General features: G+C 44.5%; 19 protein-coding genes. 3 read left to right on the forward strand and 16 right to left on the reverse strand.

Annotated features, from left to right (window positions below; genetic code table 11):
• Positions 1-2: 2 nt before the first annotated feature.
• The 14 genes from mreD to MKY22_RS11440 all read right to left on the reverse strand — a co-directional run bounded on the left by mreD (position 3) and on the right by MKY22_RS11440 (position 13438).
• Positions 3-506 (reverse strand): rod shape-determining protein MreD, encoded by a 504-nt coding sequence (gene mreD, locus MKY22_RS11375; RefSeq protein WP_023468949.1) that lies wholly within the window; start codon positions 504-506, stop codon positions 3-5.
• Positions 499-1383 carry a rod shape-determining protein MreC gene (gene mreC, locus MKY22_RS11380; protein ID WP_023468950.1) on the reverse strand — a complete coding sequence of 295 codons (885 nt, stop codon included), beginning with the start codon at positions 1381-1383 and terminating at the stop codon, positions 499-501. The genes mreD and mreC overlap by 8 nt, the downstream gene beginning before the upstream one ends.
• A 14-nt stretch (positions 1384-1397) precedes the next feature.
• Positions 1398-2432: a rod shape-determining protein gene (locus MKY22_RS11385; RefSeq protein ID WP_023468951.1), complete on the reverse strand. Its 1035-nt coding sequence runs from the start codon at positions 2430-2432 to the stop codon at positions 1398-1400.
• Between the two features lie 162 nt (positions 2433-2594).
• Complete coding sequence (radC, locus tag MKY22_RS11390) at positions 2595-3227, reverse strand: RadC family protein (RefSeq protein WP_050677672.1); 633 nt, start codon at positions 3225-3227, stop codon at positions 2595-2597.
• Positions 3228-3273: 46 nt separating this feature from the next.
• Positions 3274-3849 (reverse strand): Maf family protein, encoded by a 576-nt coding sequence (locus tag MKY22_RS11395; protein ID WP_035396637.1) that lies wholly within the window; start codon positions 3847-3849, stop codon positions 3274-3276.
• Between the two features lie 107 nt (positions 3850-3956).
• Positions 3957-4679: a hypothetical protein gene (locus MKY22_RS11400; RefSeq protein WP_023468954.1), complete on the reverse strand. Its 723-nt coding sequence runs from the start codon at positions 4677-4679 to the stop codon at positions 3957-3959.
• Positions 4676-6394: a fimbrial assembly protein gene (locus MKY22_RS11405; RefSeq protein ID WP_290778368.1), complete on the reverse strand. Its 1719-nt coding sequence runs from the start codon at positions 6392-6394 to the stop codon at positions 4676-4678. Before MKY22_RS11405 ends, MKY22_RS11400 begins: the two co-directional genes overlap by 4 nt.
• An 18-nt stretch (positions 6395-6412) precedes the next feature.
• On the reverse strand, positions 6413-7168 hold the full coding sequence (locus tag MKY22_RS11410) for a prepilin peptidase (RefSeq protein WP_290778372.1): 756 nt from the start codon (positions 7166-7168) through the stop codon (positions 6413-6415).
• A gap of 56 nt (positions 7169-7224) precedes the next feature.
• Positions 7225-7695: a type II secretion system protein gene (locus MKY22_RS11415; RefSeq protein ID WP_214746519.1), complete on the reverse strand. Its 471-nt coding sequence runs from the start codon at positions 7693-7695 to the stop codon at positions 7225-7227.
• 136 nt (positions 7696-7831) lie between these two features.
• On the reverse strand, positions 7832-9049 hold the full coding sequence (locus MKY22_RS11420) for a type II secretion system F family protein (protein ID WP_055968718.1): 1218 nt from the start codon (positions 9047-9049) through the stop codon (positions 7832-7834).
• A 4-nt stretch (positions 9050-9053) separates the two neighbouring features.
• Positions 9054-10100, reverse strand: coding sequence for a type IV pilus twitching motility protein PilT (locus MKY22_RS11425; RefSeq protein ID WP_023468959.1), 1047 nt, complete (start codon positions 10098-10100; stop codon positions 9054-9056).
• The gene (locus MKY22_RS11430; protein WP_341088874.1) at positions 10097-11761 is read right to left on the reverse strand and encodes a GspE/PulE family protein; all 1665 of its coding nucleotides are present in this window, start codon (positions 11759-11761) and stop codon (positions 10097-10099) included. The genes MKY22_RS11425 and MKY22_RS11430 overlap by 4 nt, the downstream gene beginning before the upstream one ends.
• A gap of 8 nt (positions 11762-11769) precedes the next feature.
• A complete protein-coding gene (locus MKY22_RS11435) occupies positions 11770-12084 on the reverse strand; it encodes a hypothetical protein (RefSeq protein ID WP_341088876.1) in 315 nt (104 codons plus the stop codon).
• 16 nt (positions 12085-12100) lie between these two features.
• On the reverse strand, positions 12101-13438 hold the full coding sequence (locus tag MKY22_RS11440; RefSeq protein ID WP_341088878.1) for a G5 domain-containing protein: 1338 nt from the start codon (positions 13436-13438) through the stop codon (positions 12101-12103).
• A gap of 176 nt (positions 13439-13614) precedes the next feature.
• On the opposite strand from MKY22_RS11440, the gene MKY22_RS11445 reads away from it, so the two are divergent.
• Genes MKY22_RS11445 through MKY22_RS11455 form a run of 3 tightly spaced genes read left to right on the forward strand, consistent with a single transcriptional unit; the run spans position 13615 to position 16315 of the window.
• Positions 13615-14142, forward strand: coding sequence for a type IV pilus modification PilV family protein (locus tag MKY22_RS11445; RefSeq protein ID WP_023468963.1), 528 nt, complete (start codon positions 13615-13617; stop codon positions 14140-14142).
• Positions 14105-14725: a PilW family protein gene (locus MKY22_RS11450; RefSeq protein ID WP_023468964.1), complete on the forward strand. Its 621-nt coding sequence runs from the start codon at positions 14105-14107 to the stop codon at positions 14723-14725. The genes MKY22_RS11445 and MKY22_RS11450 overlap by 38 nt, the downstream gene beginning before the upstream one ends.
• Before the next feature lie 18 nt (positions 14726-14743).
• On the forward strand, positions 14744-16315 hold the full coding sequence (locus MKY22_RS11455) for a type II secretion system protein (RefSeq protein ID WP_341088881.1): 1572 nt from the start codon (positions 14744-14746) through the stop codon (positions 16313-16315).
• 46 nt (positions 16316-16361) lie between these two features.
• On the opposite strand, the gene MKY22_RS11460 is transcribed toward MKY22_RS11455, so the two are convergent.
• Together MKY22_RS11460 and MKY22_RS11465 are read right to left on the reverse strand one after the other, a co-directional pair.
• Positions 16362-17048, reverse strand: coding sequence for an ankyrin repeat domain-containing protein (locus tag MKY22_RS11460; RefSeq protein ID WP_341088882.1), 687 nt, complete (start codon positions 17046-17048; stop codon positions 16362-16364).
• 18 nt (positions 17049-17066) lie between these two features.
• Entirely contained in the window at positions 17067-20666 is a 3600-nt protein-coding gene (locus MKY22_RS11465) for a DUF5057 domain-containing protein (protein WP_341088885.1), read from the reverse strand.
• Positions 20667-20743: the final 77 nt, after the last annotated feature.

Genomic DNA, 20743 nt, shown 5'->3' on the forward strand with positions numbered 1-20743 from the left:
ACTCATCCTCTTTTCTCGTCAAGGGTCGACTGCACGAGTCGGGTCATCGGATAATACAGGATGATGATCCCGATCAACTGCGCAACCAGACTCCTTGGAATGATCTGTGTCGCGAGTTCCTGGAAGGAGACTCCGACACCCACGACCGAAGCCGTGAAGAAATATATATCGAGTTCATACAAAATGGCACTGAACGTGAACGTGACAAGAATCGTCAATACGTTCTCCTTTACATATTTTAGCACGAAGCTACTAAAAAGCGGAATGGCGGATAACGCAAATAAGTAAATGCCGATGATATCCGAATAGACGAAATCATACAACAATCCGAAGACGAGTCCGAATCCGAGTGCCTGTTCGAGTTTTCCATATCGACCAAGGAACATCAATCCGATCAATGTCGCATGAATGACATATGGCGATCCATCTCCAAGAGGTCCTGCGAACAGCGTTCCTTCCAAGATGAAAAGAAGGAACACGGCGAAAAACAACTTAACGTTATTCACGAGTGTCCCCTCCCTTATCGGTCTCAGCGAAAGGTTCCTTCGCTTCGCGTTCAATCACGAAGACATGACCGAACTGTTCGAAGTCTGCTGCCGGTTTGACGTATGCGATTTTTGAAGCCCCATACTGATCGGATTTCACTTCCGTGATTTTTCCGATGACGATCCCACTCGGATACTTTCCACCAAGACCTGACGTCGTGACGGTCTGCCCTTTTTTCAGCTTCGCGTCGTTCGGAATTTTCGTGAACTTGAGTAATTTCGTTTCTTCATCAAACCCCTCGATCGTACCGAAAACACCTTTTCCCTTCGTATCGTCAGCCGTTGCCGAGACGTTATTCGTGCGACTCGTATCCGACATCAACTGTACGAGAGACGTATAGGCGCTCGCTTGGATGACGCGACCAATTAGTCCGTCTGCTGTTACAACGGCCATGTTCGCCTTGACACCCTTTTGTTCACCGATGTTGATCGTCACGAACCGTTGCCATTCAGATGCCGTCCGACCAATCATCTCTGCCGGTAACAACTTGTAGTCGCGGATCGATCCGTTCAGGTCGAGCATATCCTTCAATTCTTTATTCTCACGCTCAAGATCACGGACTTTGACCGCATTACCAGCATAGTCATTCAATCGTGATTTCAAGTGTTCGTTCTCTTTGTAAACGTCACGCACTTCTCTAATCGAAGTGACCGTATCATCAATCCAGCCAATCGGTGTCGCGAAAAGGCGTTGACCGACGCCCGCGGTATCACGCACGAAGCTTTGATACCAGTGGGATTGGTTACGCCCTTGCAGCGAAATGCCGATCAAAATCACCAAAAGGAGAAAACTAAGGAGTGTGATGAGCAGTTTTCGATTGTTTAAAAATCGCTTCATCGCTCATCCCATCCTTATCTTTTTTGCGAGATGCCTGATTTCGAACGAAGGACATTCATCATCTCGAGTGATTTTCCTGTACCGATTGCGACACAATCGAGTGCATTTTCTGCAACGAGTGTCAAAATACGTGTTTCGTCTTCGATGACAGCATCGAGGTTCTTTAAGAGAGCCCCACCGCCAGTCAGAACGATACCGCGGTCCATGACGTCTGCTGATAATTCAGGAGGTGTCTGCTCAAGCGTGTGCTTGACACCCGCAAGAATCGCATCGACCGTATCTGAAAGTGCATCACAAATTTCGGCACTTGTGACTTCAATCTGTTTTGGAAGACCTGTCACGAGATCGCGTCCACGGATCTCCATCGTTTCATTTTCTGATTCTTCATCGATGCGTGCGTAACCGATTGTCATTTTCAACGTCTCAGCTGTCCGCTCCCCGATCATCAGGTTGTACTTCGACTTGATGTAACGAATGATGGATTCATCCATCTCGTCTCCACCGACACGAATCGATTGACTCGTGACGATACCACCGAGTGAGATAACAGCAACTTCCGTCGTACCACCACCGATATCAACGACCATCGAGCCTGTTGGTTCTGAAACCGGAAGACCTGCACCGATTGCTGCTGCAAATGGTTCTTCAATCGTGTACGCTTCACGCGCTCCCGCAAGTTTCGCTGCATCTTCAACCGCACGTTTTTCGACCGATGTAATCCCACTTGGTACACAGATCATGACGTTTGTTTTTGAAGAGAACAAACCTTTTTTCTTCGAAGCTTGATCCATGAAGTATTTGATCATCGTAGCGGTTGTCTCATAATCCGCGATAACCCCGTCTTTCATCGGGCGTCGTGCTGTCACGTTACCCGGCGTACGACCGATCATGTTTTTCGCTGCGTTACCGACCGCTTCAATTTTTCCTGTATCCGTACGGAAAGCGACGACGGACGGTTCGCGGACGACGATTCCTTGCCCCTTTACATACACGAGCGTGTTAGCCGTACCTAAGTCAATGCCGATTTCACGGCTGAATGATCCAAACATTATTCAAAAAACCCCTCTCTGAGAATACACTTCACTAATTATAACGGAAAAGCCTTCATTGGAAAGCGTTAAAACGTTACAGCTTGTTTACAGTTCGCCTTAGAAAACACACAAAAAAACGTCTGATGGAAAGAAACGAAACTTTCCCTTCAGACGTTATTCTTACATAAATCCGCGCTGTTTCATACTAATAAATTGTCCGTGCCCGATGATGATGTGGTCAAGACAACTGATTCCAATGAGCCGTCCTGCCTCAACGAGCCGCTCTGATACCTCGATATCCTCTCGACTCGGTGTCGGATCACCCGACGGATGATTATGCACAGCGATGAAATTCGCAGCCGAACAACGAATCGCTTCCCGGAAGACGTCACGCGGGTGGACGATCGACGTGTTCAATCCTCCAATGAATAACGTCTTTTTCGAAACGACCTCATTTTTCGTATTCAAATACAGACAGATGAAGTGTTCTTGTTGATAAAGACGCATCTCTTCTAACAACAGCTCCGCTGCGTCTTCCGGTGAACGAATCGTTGGTCGCACCCACTTCGGTTCCGTGACGAGACGACGACCCAGTTCCAGTCCCGCCATGATTTGTAATGCCTTCGCCTTTCCGACCCCTGGTGCTTTTTCGAGTCCTCCGACTCCAGCCGCTTCGAGTTCGATCAGCGAAGGATAGATATGCAGTAATTCTTCCGCGATTTCAAGCGGGGTCCGGTCCCGTGTCCCACTTCGGACAAGACACGCGAGCAGTTCGACTGTCGTCGCTTGTGCCAAGCCTTTCAACTGAACCATATCCTTCGGCCATTCAATCACAGCATCCGACCTCTCTGTTTCAGAATTACGCAAACATCGGCTTGATTTTAAACGACGCGAGACGTTTCGTGATCTCGTGTATGGGCAATCCAACGACATTATAATAATCGCCCTCAATCGCCTCGACGAATAGCCCTCCCATCGCTTGGATACCATAGCCACCCGCTTTATCGTAAGGCTCGTTCGTCGCGATATACCCTTCGATCCACTCGTTTAACAATGCACCAAAACGAACGTGTGTCGTCACGTCGAACGTCTCCTCCTTTTCACCAAAGCGAATCGTCACGCCTGTCACGACCTCATGAGCGCGTCCTGACAGACGCGCAAGCATCGCCCGTGCCTCAGAACTATTTGCTGGCTTCTCAAGAATCATGTCATCAATCGCGACGACCGTATCCGCAGCCAAAATGACGCCGTCTATCGTAATCGCTCGCGCTTTCTTTTGCGATAGATAACGGACGTATTCATGCGGTGACATCGGAAATGGTGCCTCTTCGACGACATTCGCAGGTACGACTTCGTGAGGGATTCCAATTTGCTTCAGAAGTTCCGTCCGGCGTGGTGAAGCCGAGGCAAGGATCAAGTGTGGTTGCGTTACCATTAGTATCACGTTCTTTCCCGTTAATTTCGAATCGGATAATTCGAGTCATCGTATAGTCTAACAAAAAACAAGCGGTCCCTAACAGAGTAGGAACCGCCAAACTCATCTTAATTTCCTGTCACATCGACAAATGGATCTGACTTTGGTGTTTTTTCTTTAAGCGGCGTCTGTTTATCAGGCGTCAACTTCGTTAAATCCGGACGGTAATACGATTCAATTTCGACTGTGAAAGATAGCATTTCGTTTTCCAATTGAATTGCGCCACCGCCAGGTCCTTGTTCTTCTGGACCAGTCAACTGAATCTGGCGAAGAATCGTAATGCGATCTGTTCGCTCAATTTGTTTCAAGAAGGCCATCAATTCAAGATATGACGGTGCTTCAATCGTCAAAGAAGCTGGTAACGGTGTCGCATTTGCTGCGGGAGTAGTCGCTGTAGGCGTTGTCGCTTGATCCGATTCGGTCGCCATCGCTCCATCAACAGCTGGTGTTGACGTTACGGGAGATTGTGGTGTCGTCTCTGTCGATTGACCGAAAGTAATCGACTGCACTTTTACTCCAGCAATCTGACTTGCTGCGTTGATCGCATCGATGACATCATCATTCGATGCCGTCACCGGAACTTTTTGCTGTAGGAAACTCGATTCTGCCACGTCCACTTTTTGCTCATTTGCTTTTGCTTGCTCTAACGCCATTTGTTCTCGCTTGAGTGTCGCTTCTTTTTGTTGCAAGGTTTGATGTGTCATATACGTCGTATATCCAAAATACCCAATGCCACCTAAAACGATGAGGATTGATAAAAAGAGAAGGAGGTAGCTACTATATCGCTTCAATTTTCAGGCACCTCCTCAACTTCTGTCGAGATGACTTCTCCTGAAGGATCATCCGGTGTTTGACCGTCCCCTTCAATTTCTGGCTCAGATGGCTTATCTTCTTTCGGTACTGCCGGGTCTGCCTCATTGGTCTCTCCCTTAACAACCTCCTCAGGATTGACATTCATAGAAAACTGACCGATATATCGCGGTTCTTCTGTCTTCGTGTCATCATTCGGAGTAATTTCCGTCGTTGGAATCTCTTGACCGGTCGCCGGATCAACCGTTGTCGTTGTCACGACATCCGTTTTTTCATTCATCGTTTTTGTCGTCACGCTTGCCAGCGTCGTACCGGAGAACACTTTATCGGTCAGCAACTCTCGGTAAAAATCATTCAGCTCATCGAGTGTCTCAAACTGAGCCGTCATAGCAACGGTATCATCCGCTTCATATGCGTACTGAAGAATGTACCCGCGTTCCGGTAAGTAACGTGTGATCCGCTCAAGTGTTGGAACAGCTGGCTTAGGTGCTTCTTCTAGCGACTCGACCGTCTGTTTCAATTGAACGACTTCTTGTTTAGACGACTGATCGGATTCGGATTGTAATTGTCGGACGATTTGAATCTGATCGTCTACGGATTCCACTCGGTTAGCGAACTGATCCGTTTGCCAATATAAATAACCACCAATCAATCCACCAAATAATAATAAAATCAGCGAAGCGACAAGCGGATATTTCGGTGCCTCGTCACTTTCCGGTAAAAGGTTGATACGATCTGGTCGCGCAGTGGCTAGACCAACGATCGGTAAGTAAATGCGTGGAACCGATTGACTATCGATTGTCATCATGTCCGGTACTTCATCTAACTGAAGATCAAAGTTCGTTCGGAATCGTGTCGCTAATTCATCTCGAAACGGGAAGTCTCCCGCAAGGACAACTGTCTTGATTTCGCGACTTTCTCGAGCGAGCGAGAAACGGTAAAAGTCTAGCACACGCGAAAATTCTAACAGCATTTCATCCAAGACGAGTTCAACTGTCTGATCATCCGATCGATAGCGATAATGCAATTGATCCTCGATCACGTCTACATCCCAAGCATCTGCCGAAAACGTATCCACTGAGCGAATCAGGCGTGGCACACGGTCTTCGATGATAATCAATTGATGGTTCGTTGCGTTTGCATTCCAAATCAGTAGCGTATCGGTATCTGCTGCTGGATAATGCGCTTCAAGACCGAAGTAGGTAGACAGTGGTTGCGGTTCCGCTGCCACTAATCGAAGATGCTTTTGTTTAAACAATTGCGTATATTGTTTCAGTGCTTCGTTCGGTGCCGCATACAGCATGATTTCACGCTTTTCACCGTCTTCAAGGACAGTGTAGTCGAAGTATGGTTCTTCAAAAGGAAGGACAATGCTATGACCAATCTCCATGAATAGATAACCCCGGATCTGATTCGTCGCAATCGTCTCCGGAATATCGAGTTTCCGCGCAAGGACGAGTGAACCATCCAGCGCAAGAACGGCTTTAGATCCGCGAGGAACTTTCAACTTCGTCAATAGACTATCAAAAATCAGATCGAGCGACGCTTCCGGTTGAAGCCATCCACCCTGTAACGTACCTGCTGGAAGAGATACGACAGCACGTCGTTTCAAGACCCCTTTTTTGACAACCGCACCAAAAATAGCGACGTCCGTAAAATTAAAATAAACATATGTACCTTTACGCCGTTGCGTCATATGTACGTTCTTCCTTTCTTAAAGCAGTAAATCGAGGTACCACGACACCCAATCATCCGCAAAATAATATGTAAGTAATGTCCCGATCGCAATGGAGGGAACGAATGGTATCGGTTGTTTTCGTCTGACGCGTCCCGTTCCGAGTAGCGTCAGCCCGATCACTGAACCAACAAATGCTGAAACAAACAACGCGATGACGACGTGAAGCGGTCCAAGGAAAATCCCGAGTAAACCGAAGAGCTTGACATCTCCCGCTCCCATACCGCGTCGTGATGCAAGAAAAATGACGAACAATAGAACGAATCCGACAATTCCTCCAATAATTGGATTATACCAGTTTTCAAGTGGAGAAAGGTAGCGCACAATCAAGGCAATTGGTAAAAAGAACAGTAAAATTTTATTCGGTATGAGCATATAGGCAAGATCAGACATCGTAAGAATAAACAAGAGACTAGTTAGAGTGAGTGTCAACGCAAGTTCCATCGACCAACCGAACTGCCAAAAGGCATACGCATAGAGCATTCCACCGAGTAGTTCAAGCGCTGGATACTTGATTGAAATCGCCTGTCCACAGGAACGACACTTCCCACCGAGTACTACATATCCGAGTATTGGCGTCAGTTCGAGTGGTCCAAGCACATGTCCACAGGTCGGACAATGGGAACGTGGATGAACGATCGACTCCCCGACCGGAACACGCAAACCGACGACATTCGTAAACGATGTGATCAATAAACCTAGCAAGAAAAAATATACCGTGAAGACAATCGTCATGACACGACCTCCCTTTCAAAAAACTTCAGAAAAAAACCCCCGAGGAGGGGGGACGATTACCAACGTTTTAGTTCAGATGGACCTTTATTTGCAAAGTAATCTTCCTCACCTTTAAGGGTTACAGAGTAAGTATACTTCCCACCAGTTTCTGTTACAGATACAAATGCATCTTTATATGGTTTAGGAGAATCGAATGGGTCCTCCATGCTATCGATATATTTATCGAGCACTACACCGTCAGTTGTAGCAAATTTCTTTCCAGCTTTCTCAATTCCCATTACAACCGTTTCCCCTGCTTTGATCGGATTCGAAGAAGTATATAACTTCGCAGCAGATACCAATTGCTTCGCATCCGAAACAACTGCATCTTTACGTGAGTTCTCAATCAATCCACCGATTGCGACGACAGCGATTGCTGCGATGATACCTAAGATAACGACGACGACAAGTAACTCGATCAATGTCAGTCCGCGCTCATCACGCATTTGTTTTGCATCTAACCAGATTTCTTTTAACCGTTCGATCATTTCATTATGCCTCCCTAGTGCTTTTTACTGTTCTTGGTTAGTAAGACTTACTATCCAAACGAATACTATTATAGTAGCACCACATTTTTTGTAGTTTATGTCTTTTTTTAACAACAGGTAAATGTTTTTACAATTGTCAACTTGCTTGAATATCGGAATAAATCTTAAACATTGGTACAACGACGGCAATGACAATGACACCAACGATTGCGGCTAATACAACAATTAATAATGGTTCGATGATCGATTTCAAACGATCCGTCGTCGTTTCCACTTCGGTTTCGTAGAAGTTCGCGACTTCCGTCAGCATCGAATCGAGACGACCTGACTCTTCCCCAATCGCAATCATCTGTGTGACGAGCGGTGGAAAGTACTTGTTTCGCTCTAGTGGTTCGTGCATCGGAATACCGCGCGACATCGCTTCATTCGCACCTGCGATCCCTTTACGAATGATCCGATTCGTAACGATTCGTTCAGTAATATCAAGCGAAGCTAAAATCGGTACTGACGCATTGAGCAATACAGATAGACCACGTGTCATCAGCGCGATTTGTGATTTTTGAATCAGCGGTCCGAAGACTGGAATCATTAACAAGAAACGGTCAAAAAAGAGACGCTGTCGCTCATTCTTGAGGTTAAAATACAACAGTCCGATTAAGCCAAATGCAATCAATAGAAGCACCCACCAATAGGCGACAAAAAAGTCGGAGACAGCGACGACGAGTTTCGTGATCAGTGGCAACTCACTGCCTAACTGATCAAAGATCGAAGCGAACGTCGGTACGACATTCATCATCAGGAAGACAACGACGCCGATCGCGACAAGCGATACGACCGCCGGATAGATTAAGGCCGAAATGACTTTTCGTTTGATCTCATATTGTTTTTGCAGCTGCGTCACGATATTATCTAGCGCCTCTTCGAGATTACCACTCGCTTCTCCCGCCATCGCCATACTAACGAAAAACGTATCAAATACACGAGGATGTTTTTCGATTGCCTGGGAAAACTGAATCCCACTACGCAAGTCATCTTCTACCTCGACAAGCGCTCGCTCGAGTGGTTTTGATTCTGTTTGTTTACGTAGAATTTCTGTTGCTCTAACAATCGAAACACCCGATCGAACGAGCGTTGCAAACTGCCGCGCATACATGACGAGGTGTTCAATCTTCGGTTTAGCACTTAAAAACGTAATCTCGGTATTTAACCCTTTTGATTCTTGCTTCTCAAGCAATGTGACGGCAATTTGATCCGTCCGAAGACGTTCTGCCGCCTCTCGCTTCGTCAGGGCAGTGATCTTGCCTTTTTTTCGTTTTCCGGCCATCGTTCGACCTTCGTAAATGAATACTGCCATCCCTTCACCCCGATATGTATGGTGTTGCAGCAGATGCCGGAATCAAACCGCGGCTGACCAAATCTTGTAAAGCCATCTGCATCGTTTGCATGCCATATTGTTTACCCGTCTGTAAAACGGATTGAATCTGATATTCTTTACCCGTCCGAATCAAGTTGGAGACAGCTGGTGTATCAACCATGATTTCTAAAGCCGCAACACGTCCTGTCCCATCCGATCGTGGCATGAGTCGTTGTGAGATGACACCTGCTAGGACGTTCGCTAACTGTGCCCGAATCTGATCTTGTTGCTCCGACGGAAATACATCGATGATGCGACTGACCGTTGAAGCTGCTGTTGCCGTATGCACCGTCGCAAAGACAAGATGACCGGTTTCAGCAGCCGTTACCGCGGTAGCAATCGTCTCAAGGTCACGCATTTCTCCCAGTAAAATCACATCCGGATCTTGGCGAAGCGCTGAGCGCAATCCTGTCGAAAAACGTGGCGCATCAATTCCAATCTCCCGTTGATCAATTAAGCTCTTTCGATGACTATGTAAGTATTCAATCGGGTCTTCCAGTGTGATGATCCGTTTATACATTGTTTGATTGATTTCGTTAATCATCGCAGCAAGCGTCGTCGACTTCCCGGAACCTGTTGGACCCGTGACAAGGATGAGACCATGTGGCTTCGTCAAAAATCGCTTGATGACTGGAGGAAGTCCTAACTGTTCAAGCGAAGGCACTTCTGTCGGGATCGTTCGAAAGGCCATCGATAATGCGCCTCGCTGATAAAAACAATTGACCCGATATCGTGCTACACCTGTCACACCAAACGAAAAATCAATATCTCGATCCTGCTTCAGTTGCTGATACATGTCTTCCGTGATCAACGAACGAACGAACCCGTCAATGATGACTGGTTTCATCTTCTCGGATCCATATGGTGTCAGTGTTCCATTGATCCGAAACACAGGAGGGGATCCGGCAGTCAAATGAACATCGGATGCCCCTCGTTCCTTCGAGGAACGAAGAATATCTTCGATTTGGGCACGTTCCATCGTTTGATTCATTCTGAAATCACCGTCCGTAAAATTTCTTCTGTCGTCGTGATACCATCAGCTACTTTCGATAGACCATCAGCTAGAAGGAAACGTTGTCCTTGCGATTTAACGTACGCTGTGATGTCACTTTCCGTCGACTGGTTCATGATCATGCGCCGTAAGACTTCGTCAATCATGATGACTTCCTGAATCGCGACACGACCTCGATATCCGGTCATATTACAAGATGAGCAGCCACGACCTCGCATGACAGTCGTCGCTTCGATTCCTTCTTGATCAAACAGCTCGTGTTCCCGCGTTGATAACGAGTGGGCTTCTCCGCAGTCCCGACAAACACGGCGGACGAGTCGTTGTGCGATCAATCCGCTAAGTGAAGCTGCGACGAGAAATGATTCAACGCCCATATCGATCAACCGTGTAATTGAACTAACTGCTGAATTCGTATGGAGCGTGGATAGAACTAAGTGTCCCGTCAAAGAAGCACGGATCGATATTTCTGCTGTTTCAATATCGCGAATCTCACCGACCATGACGACGTTCGGATCCTGACGGAGAATCGATCGGAGACCACTCGCAAATGTCAAACCGATCTTCGCATTCACTTGGACCTGATTGATGCCATCGACCTGGTACTCAACCGGATCTTCGACGGTGATGATATTGCGTGACTCATCATTCAACTCATTTAAGGCTGCATACAATGTCGATGATTTCCCTGAACCGGTTGGCCCGGTAATCAAAATAATACCGTTCGGTCGTTTTAACATTTCTCGGAACTGTGATTCATTCCGTGAGCTAAAACCAATTTTAGAGATGGAAATATTCGAATTGGAACTATCCAAAATTCGAATAACGACTTTTTCCCCGTATACGGTAGGTAGTGTAGAAACACGGAAGTCGTAAGCTAGTCCATTAAAGACATATTTGATTCGCCCATCTTGCGGTAACCGGGATTCCGTAATATCAAGCTCACTCATGACCTTGATTCGTGTCGTTAAAATGCTTTGAATCTGCTTCGGATAATTATTTTCCGTTCGAAGTTCTCCATCGATTCGAATTCGAATCGTCATCGATGTTTCCTGGGGATCCATATGAATATCGGATGCCCGTTGTGCAATCGCATTTTCTAAGATTTGATTAACGAGACGAATGATTGGCGCATCTTCACGTGTCACCACGTCGCGCGACTGGTCCATCTCCGTCATATCATCTGACTCCAACAAATCGCGCAACGATGAATCGATATCATAATACTTCAAAATCGTTCGTCTGATTTCGTCCCGTGTCGCAATACCTACGTCAATCACTAGACCCGTCTGCATCCGTAAATCATCGATTGCAATCAAGTCCATCGGATCCGCCATGGCAATAAATAAACGATTTCCTTCACGGTAGACCGGAACTAACGTATGCCGCTGTGCTAACTCTTTTGAAATCAATTTCGTCACCGCGACATCGACCGGATAATTATACAGTTGAATGATCGGAATCTTTAACTGATGATGGAGCGCTTCTAGTAATTGTTGTTCCGTCAAATGACCGAGGCGGAGTAACGCGTCACCCAATTTTTCAGTTGGTCGTTTTACAGAAAGTGCCTCATCGATTTGACTCTCTGTCACTAAACTCTCTTCGATTAACATTTCACCGAGTCGTTTTCGCTTCATCGCCATTTAGTCCGTCATCCTTCCGCATGCCATGATTCGTCTTCAATCATTACAGTTCGCTTTTGTTTCTTTTCATCAATCAGACTCGTAACGCCTCCCGTTACGACACACAGTAATACCATCCCGATCGCTACTAAGGGATTACTAATCCAATCCAACTGAACACTAAAATAGATCAGTGTCACCATGATAATCGCTGCGATGGATAATACTGACTTCGCCTGAATCGAGGTTACATATGGAATCGTCACCGCAAACATCAATCCACAAATGATTGTCGCAAGTCCGATGATGATTCCAAGTTCAATTGCAATCGTCGTCCAATTCATACTCTTCCCTCCTCGTTTAACCGACCGCTTTACCTGTCGATTCATCGTCTACTGGTGAAGCCGGATCCCCTTGATTGTCCTCGTCTGGTACCGTTGGTGATTCTGGACTATCTGGGGAAGTAGGAGAATCTGGCGTTTCGACCGTACCGTCCATTTGCGAATCCTCAGGGTTCGATTCATCCGGCGTTTCAGAATCCGTTCCGTCCTCAGATGGTGTTTCTTCGGTTGGTGGAACCACGACAGGCGCTTGTTCTTCTTGACTACTCTTTGTAATGACAGCTGGGACCGCCGCATAAAAATCTAAGGAAAGTAGCTTTTTCTTCTCTCCTTTAGCTGTTTTCATTACACGGTAGACTTCAATCGATTTTCCTTCTTCACCGGCTTGTGTATCGTTTGTCGTCCCGGCTGAAAGAGTGGCTGAGTAACGAGTAATGGTTCTAAATGGAATTGTCTTTTCTCCTTCCATCACAACAGTCACTGCCTCTTTTATTGGGGCTCCGCGTAGTTCAATCGTTACGTCGCTTCCCTCTTGCGTAGCGACGAGGCGATAAACTGATGCTTGCGTATTTCGAACAGCAAAATCTGTTTTTTCGTCAATTTTGACATCGTAACCTAGTGTAATATCATCAGGAAGCGTCGCATGTGGCATACGTTCCACGATTTCAAATGGTGTTTTTGCGAACAATTCGTATAATTTACTTCCAACGTAAGAAGCAGCGATTGGATCCATACCATACGTTTTCACATTCATTAATTGATCTGGCTTGATTTCGACGTTTGCCATGCCTGTAATCATCTGTTCTTCTGTTGCTGAACGTGTTGAAAACGTGATACTTGATACGACCTCACCTTCAGCAGACGACTCTGACGTTTGTGAAGGATCAAAATTCCCTTCAGCTAATGTCTTGCTTGTATTCGTTAACCATGTTTTAAACGCTTCCGTTTGCTCTTGTGAATAGCTGACAGGTTGTGTAGATAGAAAACTTTGTAGCATTTCGTCATCGATTGAGAGAATTAAGTCTCCTCCCGTTTTCAGAGACGCTTTTTTTACAGATTCCTCAGAATCAAATGTCACCAATTCAGTTGGTACCGGTAACGTTTCTTCTCCTGTACCCGTCGTCAACGGTGTTTTTTTGGACCATTCCGTAATCGCTTTTTGGACTGCGGATTCAGCTTCTTTACGGCTCATCCCACTTACAGGAACAGATCCAACTTTAGCCGTTTCAGAAAAAGTCGTCTGTTCAGTCGCCTTTCCGGTAAAGGAAATTAAGGCGAACGATGGCACATAAATCAAAACCACGAGTAAGACGAGTAAAAGTGTATGTACAGCAAAACGCTTTGTATTGAGCATCATCTGTTTCCTTTCTGTATGAATTAATCATTTCAGGTGCCTAGTATTTCCATTATAATGAATATCATGATGAAACATAAGTCTATCCTGACAATTCTTTTCTCTAACTGTGAATGTCTGTAGGTTTTTGAACTTCATCCAATTGATGTTTTTTCCGATAGAAATGAAGAGGTGAGCATATGCAACACAAACAAGATGGATTTTCATTAATCGAGGTCCTTGTCAGTATTACGATTCTGTCGATTATCTCTGTCTCATTGATCAGTATCTTTTCGCAATCTCTTTCAGCATCACGCACTAGCACGGAATTGACGTTTGCGAACTATTTAGCTAAAAATGCTACTTCTTACATAAAGCGAGAAGCGATTGAAGCGACAACGAATGAAGCCTTTTCTTTCGTTTCATTATCTCAAGAAGCACTGAAAGCCGTTTATCTGAATGGAAATTATGTGATTCCAGAACCCGCCACTCCTTCTTGTGGTGTATCGGCTATTTGCACGTCAATTTTTACTGATCCTGAAATCAACAATATTTCATTTGATGTGAAGTACAGTGTGACACCTCATAAAATGGAAGGTGAAGTGAATCCGAATCTGCTCGATCTTTATGTATATGTGTATGTAGAAGGAACGACTGAACCGATTACGACTTTGAAAGGATCGATTACGAATGCGACGCTCAACCAAAGTTTTCCAACAACAAAGTGAAGGATTCACACTCGTCGAACTACTTGTCTCGATCGTCGTTGCTTCTATTTTCAGTGCTGTCATCTTGACGGTATTCATTTCCGGAACGAAAAGTTTTCGAGCAACTGGTATCATTAGTGAATTACGTAGTGAAGCGGATAGTCGGATCGGTATCATTTTAAATGAGGTCAGTGGCTTTGATGCGATTCGCATCGATGAATCCAAAACACTCTCTTTTTATAAAAGAACGTTGCCTACGCTGAACAATGAGACGGGATTACTTGAACGAGCTAGTGGATTTCAACCGTTCAATGCAACAGAAGAAGCTTCAGCATCCGCATCTACCGTGAAGCCTGTTACATATACATTCCTGACCGAACAGCAACAAGGCGATAAACTCGTCTATACGTCAGAGCCACAATCAATCGATGAGCAATCCGAACTTTTTCAAACCTTCACATTATCTAGTCCTGAATATCAAACGATCACCGGAAGTACGTATCCTGGTCGTTATGTCATCCATGGTATTTTGACCATCACGACTCGAATCCAGTCAACTGATCAAGAAGAAGTACAGACCTTCACGAGTACGATTGGATTTTAATTCAGAAAGGAACTAATCATGCGTAAATCTGAACAAGGCTACACTTTATTATTCGTACTCGTCACGCTAACGGTACTTTCCGTTCTTGCCGTAGCCACGATTGGTATCAGTCTACAGTCCACACGATTAACTGAGATTCGTGAAACGGATATCGATGTCGAGACATCCACTCAAAATGACTTAGATAAAGCCGTTGCTGCATTACAGCAAATCGTCGTCAAGACGACTGGGACTTCACCTACGACATCTTCACAAGCACTATTCAGTAATTTAAATAGTGCAATCGTCTTACCTTTAAAATCCATCGTTCCGAGTGTCACGGTCGAAGTAAACGAGACCGCCTCGAATATCCGAGTTAAAGCATTAGATTTAACCGCAACAGTCGAGAAACAAAAGGGTGATCAGCCTGTGATTCGCAAGACATATCGCCAACGCGTGTATCTGTCTGCTATTCCAAGCTTTTTGTACTATACGCTTGGTTCGGATAACCAAGTCATTATTAAAGGTGCGCCTTTCATCGAAGGTAATATCTTCTCGCGAAATCCTTTAAAGGCAACCGCTACTCCTTATTTTAAATACAATAATGAAAATGGGACGTTCACGAATACACAAGCACTTCCTTATGTCGCTGGTCAAATTCGGGTGTTCCAAGAAAAAAATCTACCTTTGCTGCAATGTGAAGATTATTTATCTTGTGACCCTAGCATCTTTGATCCAAAAGGATCAACGGACCTCGTCTCAACGAAAGAGGCGCTTGTTCCATTCGACTTCAACTACGCTTTGAATGTCTTTTTAAAGCTGCCGGTGAATACACCGATTACACAAATTACTACCTCCTTAAAGGACTCGGCTATTCCACAATCAGTCTTAACAGGTCCGTTTCTGACGGCACTTGATACGAAACGACAGATGATTAGCCCCGCACCGAACACAAATAACACGATCACGTTGACGGATGATTTAGTACAAGAGACGCTCGAGCCTTTGATCATCAATGGGAATCTGACAATTTCTTCATTGAATTCCGTTGAGCAGCCGTTGGAAATCAAACGGCCGCTTGTCGTCCTAGGTAACCTTCTCGTTCGAGGGAATGTTGGTTTTGCGACAACGATTTATGCGACAGGTACAAGTCGTCTCGATGATGCGAATATTCAAGGTCTCACTTCCTCAACGAAACAAAACACGTTAATTCTACTCAGTAAAGGAACACTAGTCATCAACCGGGTGAATAAATTTTCAACACCCCGAACGACTACGCCTGACTTAAATGCTTTCCTTTACAGCGATGACGATCAAATCAATACGATCTACTCTGTCGGGTCGACGATGAACGTACGTGGTGGCATCTTTACGAAAGGGAAACTAGAAGTAAACGCCTATCGTGGAAAACTCGATTTAGCAGAGAATCAGTTCCCTGCCAATGTGAGGGATTTAGAACGACTCATGATTGCCAATAAATCTGCGGATGCTGAGGCTTCTCGATTACGCATGGCCTATGATGCAACCGTTTTGAAAAATCCAACTTCCTTATTACCTTTAAATCGTTCTGTCCAAATGTATGTCGAAACACCAAAACGTATTCAACAGTAATCATAAGAGCCCCTCATCAACTCGATGAGGGGCTCTCCGTCATTGCTTAGAATGTCGTAGCACGATACATTTTTGCGATCTTCTTTACTTGTTTCGTTTCTACCTTTGCCTTGTGCTGTTTCAACAATTCAAATAAATCTTTTCGATTTTGTTTGACTGTCTCATAGATCGGACGTTCTTTTCCTAAGTTCGGATCGGCACCAGCCCCTAGAAGCAATTCGATGACTGTCTCATTTTGATCAAGTGTGGCATAAAACAAAGGGGTATGACCGTACGCATCGATTCGATTCAAATCTTTAGACGTTGCGCGCTTGACGAGTAAAGCATACGCATCACTGGAACGATTCACACTTGTTGCCACATGAAGAACAGATTGTTTCTTCTGATTTAACTGATTTACCTTTGCTCCTTTTTGAAGCCAAGTAGCGACTGTATCCCGAGGAGCAAATCGCGCCGCATAAAACCAATTCATTTGATTTTGAGATGTCTTAGAATCTAATAGCAATTCAGCCTTTTCAAATGCAAGCGTCTCTTGAAAACGACCAATATAACGATTTTTTTCCGATGTAGACATGTCTGAACTTTTTAACGCGGTTGCTAATTCCATAGGCTTTTCTGAACGTAACGCCTGTTCTAGTTCAGTTTTTCGATTCGATTGGATGACGTAACTTGTAACTCCGACTCCAGTCAAAATCACGATCAAAAGGATGACAACGATGCGTTTTCGTTTCATATCCAACTTCCCCACTTTTTAATATACATCTCCATCCAAGTCGGTTGATCCTGAATCTGAACCAATCGTCACCTTGAATGTTGTACTCAAAGGTGTTTTCTGATCATTTTTCAAGACTTCCAACACATCTTTATTTTCTTTTAGCACAGTGACTTTAATGCGAGCCACACCAGGACGTAACGGTTGCAACGCTTGGCCCGTCGGATCGATTTTGACGTACTCTTTCCCTTGCGTCACTTCCATCCGGTAAAATCGTTCAGTCGTCGTTTCCGGGAACCATCCTAAGAGTGGTCGTTTGTTTTCATCCTTCATCGTCATGATTAAATCATCAGCTGTTACGCTGGTCGGGTTCTCACGGACTCGAACGAGTGTCTTCGCTACCGTATCTGGGAAATCCGTCAACGTGAGTAATGCTTCGACAGCTCCATTTGGAGTACCGGTCTTACCTTTGATCGTATAACCGTTCGCTGTCGGTATTAGTTCAATCGCACTACTCAACGTGGACGTCGTAAATGGTAACGGGTAGTTCGGCTTGAATGTTGCCGTCACATCCTGTTTTGATCCGACCCAAAGTTCGAGATTACTTGGAGCGACCGATAGTTCCGGTAGCTTCACTTGAATCGTATACGTCGTAGATTGAGCAAGATATGTTGAACTTCCTGCTTCTGCCGGAACGACAGCTTTAACTGTGATCGTTCCCGGTGTTTTTCCGGTCAAATCTAATGTGTTTTTCGATAAACCATTCGTTTTGACATGCGAATCATTCGTAATGATCCATTGAATCGGTGTCTCGTTTCCTGAAATCATTGAAGCGAGTCCCGTCATGGATTTCGTTTCACCGACGTACAGTGTATCCGGTACGTTTCTTACAATCAGTCCACCAAATACATCATTGATGACAAGATTAGATGTCGTCGTGAGTTCTTTTCCATTACCTACAGGAACGACTAATTTGATTTGTGTCGTACCGACTTTTTTCGGTTTAATGACTCCTGCTTCATCGATTGAGGCAATCGTCGGATCGACGATTGACCATTTCAACGTTCCGTATTGGCTACCTGTCGGATTAATTTCTGGCAAGACTTTATAAGATGGTGTCGTGATATCCATCTTGACGGATGGAATCTTCGCACTTGTCGCAAATGCCGGTGTCAATGCGTAGCCCAGTGTCGGAAATGCTTGTGGATCATTATTTACTGTCGTTAGTTTATCTGAACGATTTGTTTCATTTTTATAGACATTTTTAGTTGATGTTAGCACATTATCTTTTTTATCGAGCGTGTAAATGCCCGCAGATTCTTTAGCTTTTACTTTTACTTTAAATGTTATTTCTGATTGTTTAGCTACCCACTGCCCTTGGTAAATGCCGTCAAGTGCTTCATCGTATTCAATATTTGGTGCGTAGCCTTTTATAGACTGTCCAGAAATAATAGCATCCTTTAACCCACTAGTTGAAACTACTTCTAAATTACTCGGTAATTTTTCATTGAACAGTATATTTTCCATCGTCACAGAAAATTTCCCTTTGATATAGCCATTCTCCCCAATAGCTTCTTGTTGCTTCATCGGTGTTGTTTTAATGGTATATGAAATTTCAGCCGTCTCACCATTAAGAATAGTAGCCGGATCAATAGAACGAGATAATACGAAAGGAGCAGAAACAGCAGGTCGAACAACTTGAACGGTCCGTGTCTCGATTGCCTTAGCTCCCCGCTGATCCTCTGCTTCGATTCGAATCGTAACATTTGTTTTACCTTTTAATTTTGATTCGAAGGATTGACTGACGAACGAGTTATTCTTCAACTTATTGTTTTCAAAGACTTTCTCATTATCAAGATAGATCCGTGTCTTTAGCTCACGATCTTGCAGATCGTAATCATTGATTTGATACGAGATCGTCAACGGTTCATTCTCGAGGTAACTTGATTTATCCGTTGGTAAGATGTTCTTGATGAGCGGCTTATGGTTTGCACCGATGAATGCGCGATACATCGTGTTCGAGAACAATTCTTTTTCTTGTTGTTGATTAAAGCTCGAAGTATGTCCTGCTCCGGAATACGTAACATTTCCTTTGGTATACATATAATAGTGGTTGCGCGCATCACCAATTGTTCTTCCGGCAGCCTGATTCGAACTACTGAGGTTGTTTTCACGGATGTTATACCATGGAATCAAGTCCGGTTGTTCAAGATCTAGACCAAAGTATTGATTGTGTGTCGTTGCGATAGCAACCGTATCAGCTAAGGCAAATGGATAGGAAGTCATGACCCCGGCATTTTGTTTGACTGCTTGACCAGATTTGCGAGGTGCTGAATATCCCATATTCGTAAAGTTCTTTTGACCAGCGAGATCGGCAAATTTCGTTTCCCAGAACAGCTCTGGTTTACTAGATTGAGCTGGTCTGAAGATCGTGTCGTGCGTCAACATCAATCCTTGACCCGTATTCGTAAAGTCAAGGATGGCATTCGATGCAGGATCACTGAGTGCAGCAGCACCATAAGAATCTTGAAAACCAAAAATCAGCATGTCGTATGCTGTATTGAGATTTTTCGTCGTGTATGTTTTGTTAAACGTGTCCGCAGAAATGACTTCTACATTGAAATCATATAACCCATCTTGTTTTAGTAAAGTTCCTGAGTTCATAAAACCGTTGATTGAACCGTTCGTTCCGGAACGCGTGACTTGTAGAATCTTCGCTTCTGCCACTTGGTCTTTCATCAAGAAGCTTCCTGTCTTATAATCTGTGAGTCCGTCTTCACTTACGATTTTAATCATCCAGTTCCGTGGTCCTGTATAACTCGGTGCATCAAATTGATAGGACAAGGAGCCAGAAACCGTCGCTGGTTTTTCATCGACCTTTTCAGATTCCTCAAACTGGTCATTACTATTGAAATCAATATACAAATGGACACGTGTATTAGCCGTAGTTTGATCAAGCGTAAAATTAAAATCAATTGGTTTATCTGGTGAAGCCGGTGCTGCTTTATCCACCGATGTTAACGATTGACCAGCCTGCGAAACCGCTACTTTGCTTAAACGAGGTCGTTCAATTTTTTCGGATTGTAATCGGGAGACGACCTGTTTTGAATCCGTATAGGCAATCGCAGCACCAGACGTCATGCTTGGCTTAAAAATCGAAGTGAAATTACTCGTTGCATGTGTTAACACATCAGCGTGTAAAAAGACGGGTAATCCTTTTTGAATATAGTTCGTCAAAATCTCATTCGCTTTTAACTGCGTAATATCATTCTCAATTTTACTCGTATTATGTTTTTTGGATGTATCAGATACTGTAATCGAATAACGGTCTGTTCCAGTAAAAATAGATGGATCAAAAACGATTGCATCAAATGCGCCATCAAGTGGAAAACGAGACGCATTTAGTTCTTTGACCGTCATCATCTTGATTTCGTATTGACTGGTATTCAACTCTTTTAACAGTGACAACGAAGTGATTGTCGTTCCCGGATCAATCCGGTTCGTCGTCGACCAGTCATCACGAATCTCTAAAATCTTGAACTTTTCCCCTGTTGCCGCTTTTGAATGCGGTTCATGTATATACGTAAAGCTTGAAAAAATCAGTAAGCTTGCTACTAACAAACGGACCCACTGTCTCATCGCTCATCGTCTCCTCATCATTTCGTTGAAATCCGGGACTATACTTCCCCAATTTCATTATAACGAGCGAAATCGCA

The sequence above is a fragment of the Exiguobacterium sp. FSL W8-0210 genome, assembly GCF_038006045.1.
GTDB lineage: Bacteria > Bacillota > Bacilli > Exiguobacteriales > Exiguobacteriaceae > Exiguobacterium_A.

Excerpts from the sequence above, each read along its gene's own strand:
- MKY22_RS11445 (WP_023468963.1), top strand. The coding sequence starts at position 13,615 with ATGCAACACAAACAAGATGGATTTTCATTAATCGAGGTCCTTGTCAGT.
- MKY22_RS11465 (WP_341088885.1), bottom strand. The coding sequence starts at position 20,666 with ATGAGACAGTGGGTCCGTTTGTTAGTAGCAAGCTTACTGATTTTTTCA.
- MKY22_RS11450 (WP_023468964.1), top strand. The coding sequence starts at position 14,105 with ATGCGACGCTCAACCAAAGTTTTCCAACAACAAAGTGAAGGATTCACA.
- mreC (WP_023468950.1), bottom strand. The coding sequence starts at position 1,383 with ATGAAGCGATTTTTAAACAATCGAAAACTGCTCATCACACTCCTTAGT.
- MKY22_RS11405 (WP_290778368.1), bottom strand. The coding sequence starts at position 6,394 with ATGACGCAACGGCGTAAAGGTACATATGTTTATTTTAATTTTACGGAC.
- MKY22_RS11395 (WP_035396637.1), bottom strand. The coding sequence starts at position 3,849 with ATGGTAACGCAACCACACTTGATCCTTGCCTCGGCTTCACCACGCCGG.
- MKY22_RS11385 (WP_023468951.1), bottom strand. The coding sequence starts at position 2,432 with ATGTTTGGATCATTCAGCCGTGAAATCGGCATTGACTTAGGTACGGCT.
- radC (WP_050677672.1), bottom strand. The coding sequence starts at position 3,227 with ATGGTTCAGTTGAAAGGCTTGGCACAAGCGACGACAGTCGAACTGCTC.
- MKY22_RS11415 (WP_214746519.1), bottom strand. The coding sequence starts at position 7,695 with ATGATCGAACGGTTAAAAGAAATCTGGTTAGATGCAAAACAAATGCGT.
- MKY22_RS11410 (WP_290778372.1), bottom strand. The coding sequence starts at position 7,168 with ATGACGATTGTCTTCACGGTATATTTTTTCTTGCTAGGTTTATTGATC.
- MKY22_RS11420 (WP_055968718.1), bottom strand. The coding sequence starts at position 9,049 with ATGGCAGTATTCATTTACGAAGGTCGAACGATGGCCGGAAAACGAAAA.
- MKY22_RS11460 (WP_341088882.1), bottom strand. The coding sequence starts at position 17,048 with ATGAAACGAAAACGCATCGTTGTCATCCTTTTGATCGTGATTTTGACT.
- MKY22_RS11435 (WP_341088876.1), bottom strand. The coding sequence starts at position 12,084 with ATGAATTGGACGACGATTGCAATTGAACTTGGAATCATCATCGGACTT.
- MKY22_RS11425 (WP_023468959.1), bottom strand. The coding sequence starts at position 10,100 with ATGAATCAAACGATGGAACGTGCCCAAATCGAAGATATTCTTCGTTCC.
- MKY22_RS11430 (WP_341088874.1), bottom strand. The coding sequence starts at position 11,761 with ATGGCGATGAAGCGAAAACGACTCGGTGAAATGTTAATCGAAGAGAGT.
- MKY22_RS11440 (WP_341088878.1), bottom strand. The coding sequence starts at position 13,438 with ATGATGCTCAATACAAAGCGTTTTGCTGTACATACACTTTTACTCGTC.
- MKY22_RS11455 (WP_341088881.1), top strand. The coding sequence starts at position 14,744 with ATGCGTAAATCTGAACAAGGCTACACTTTATTATTCGTACTCGTCACG.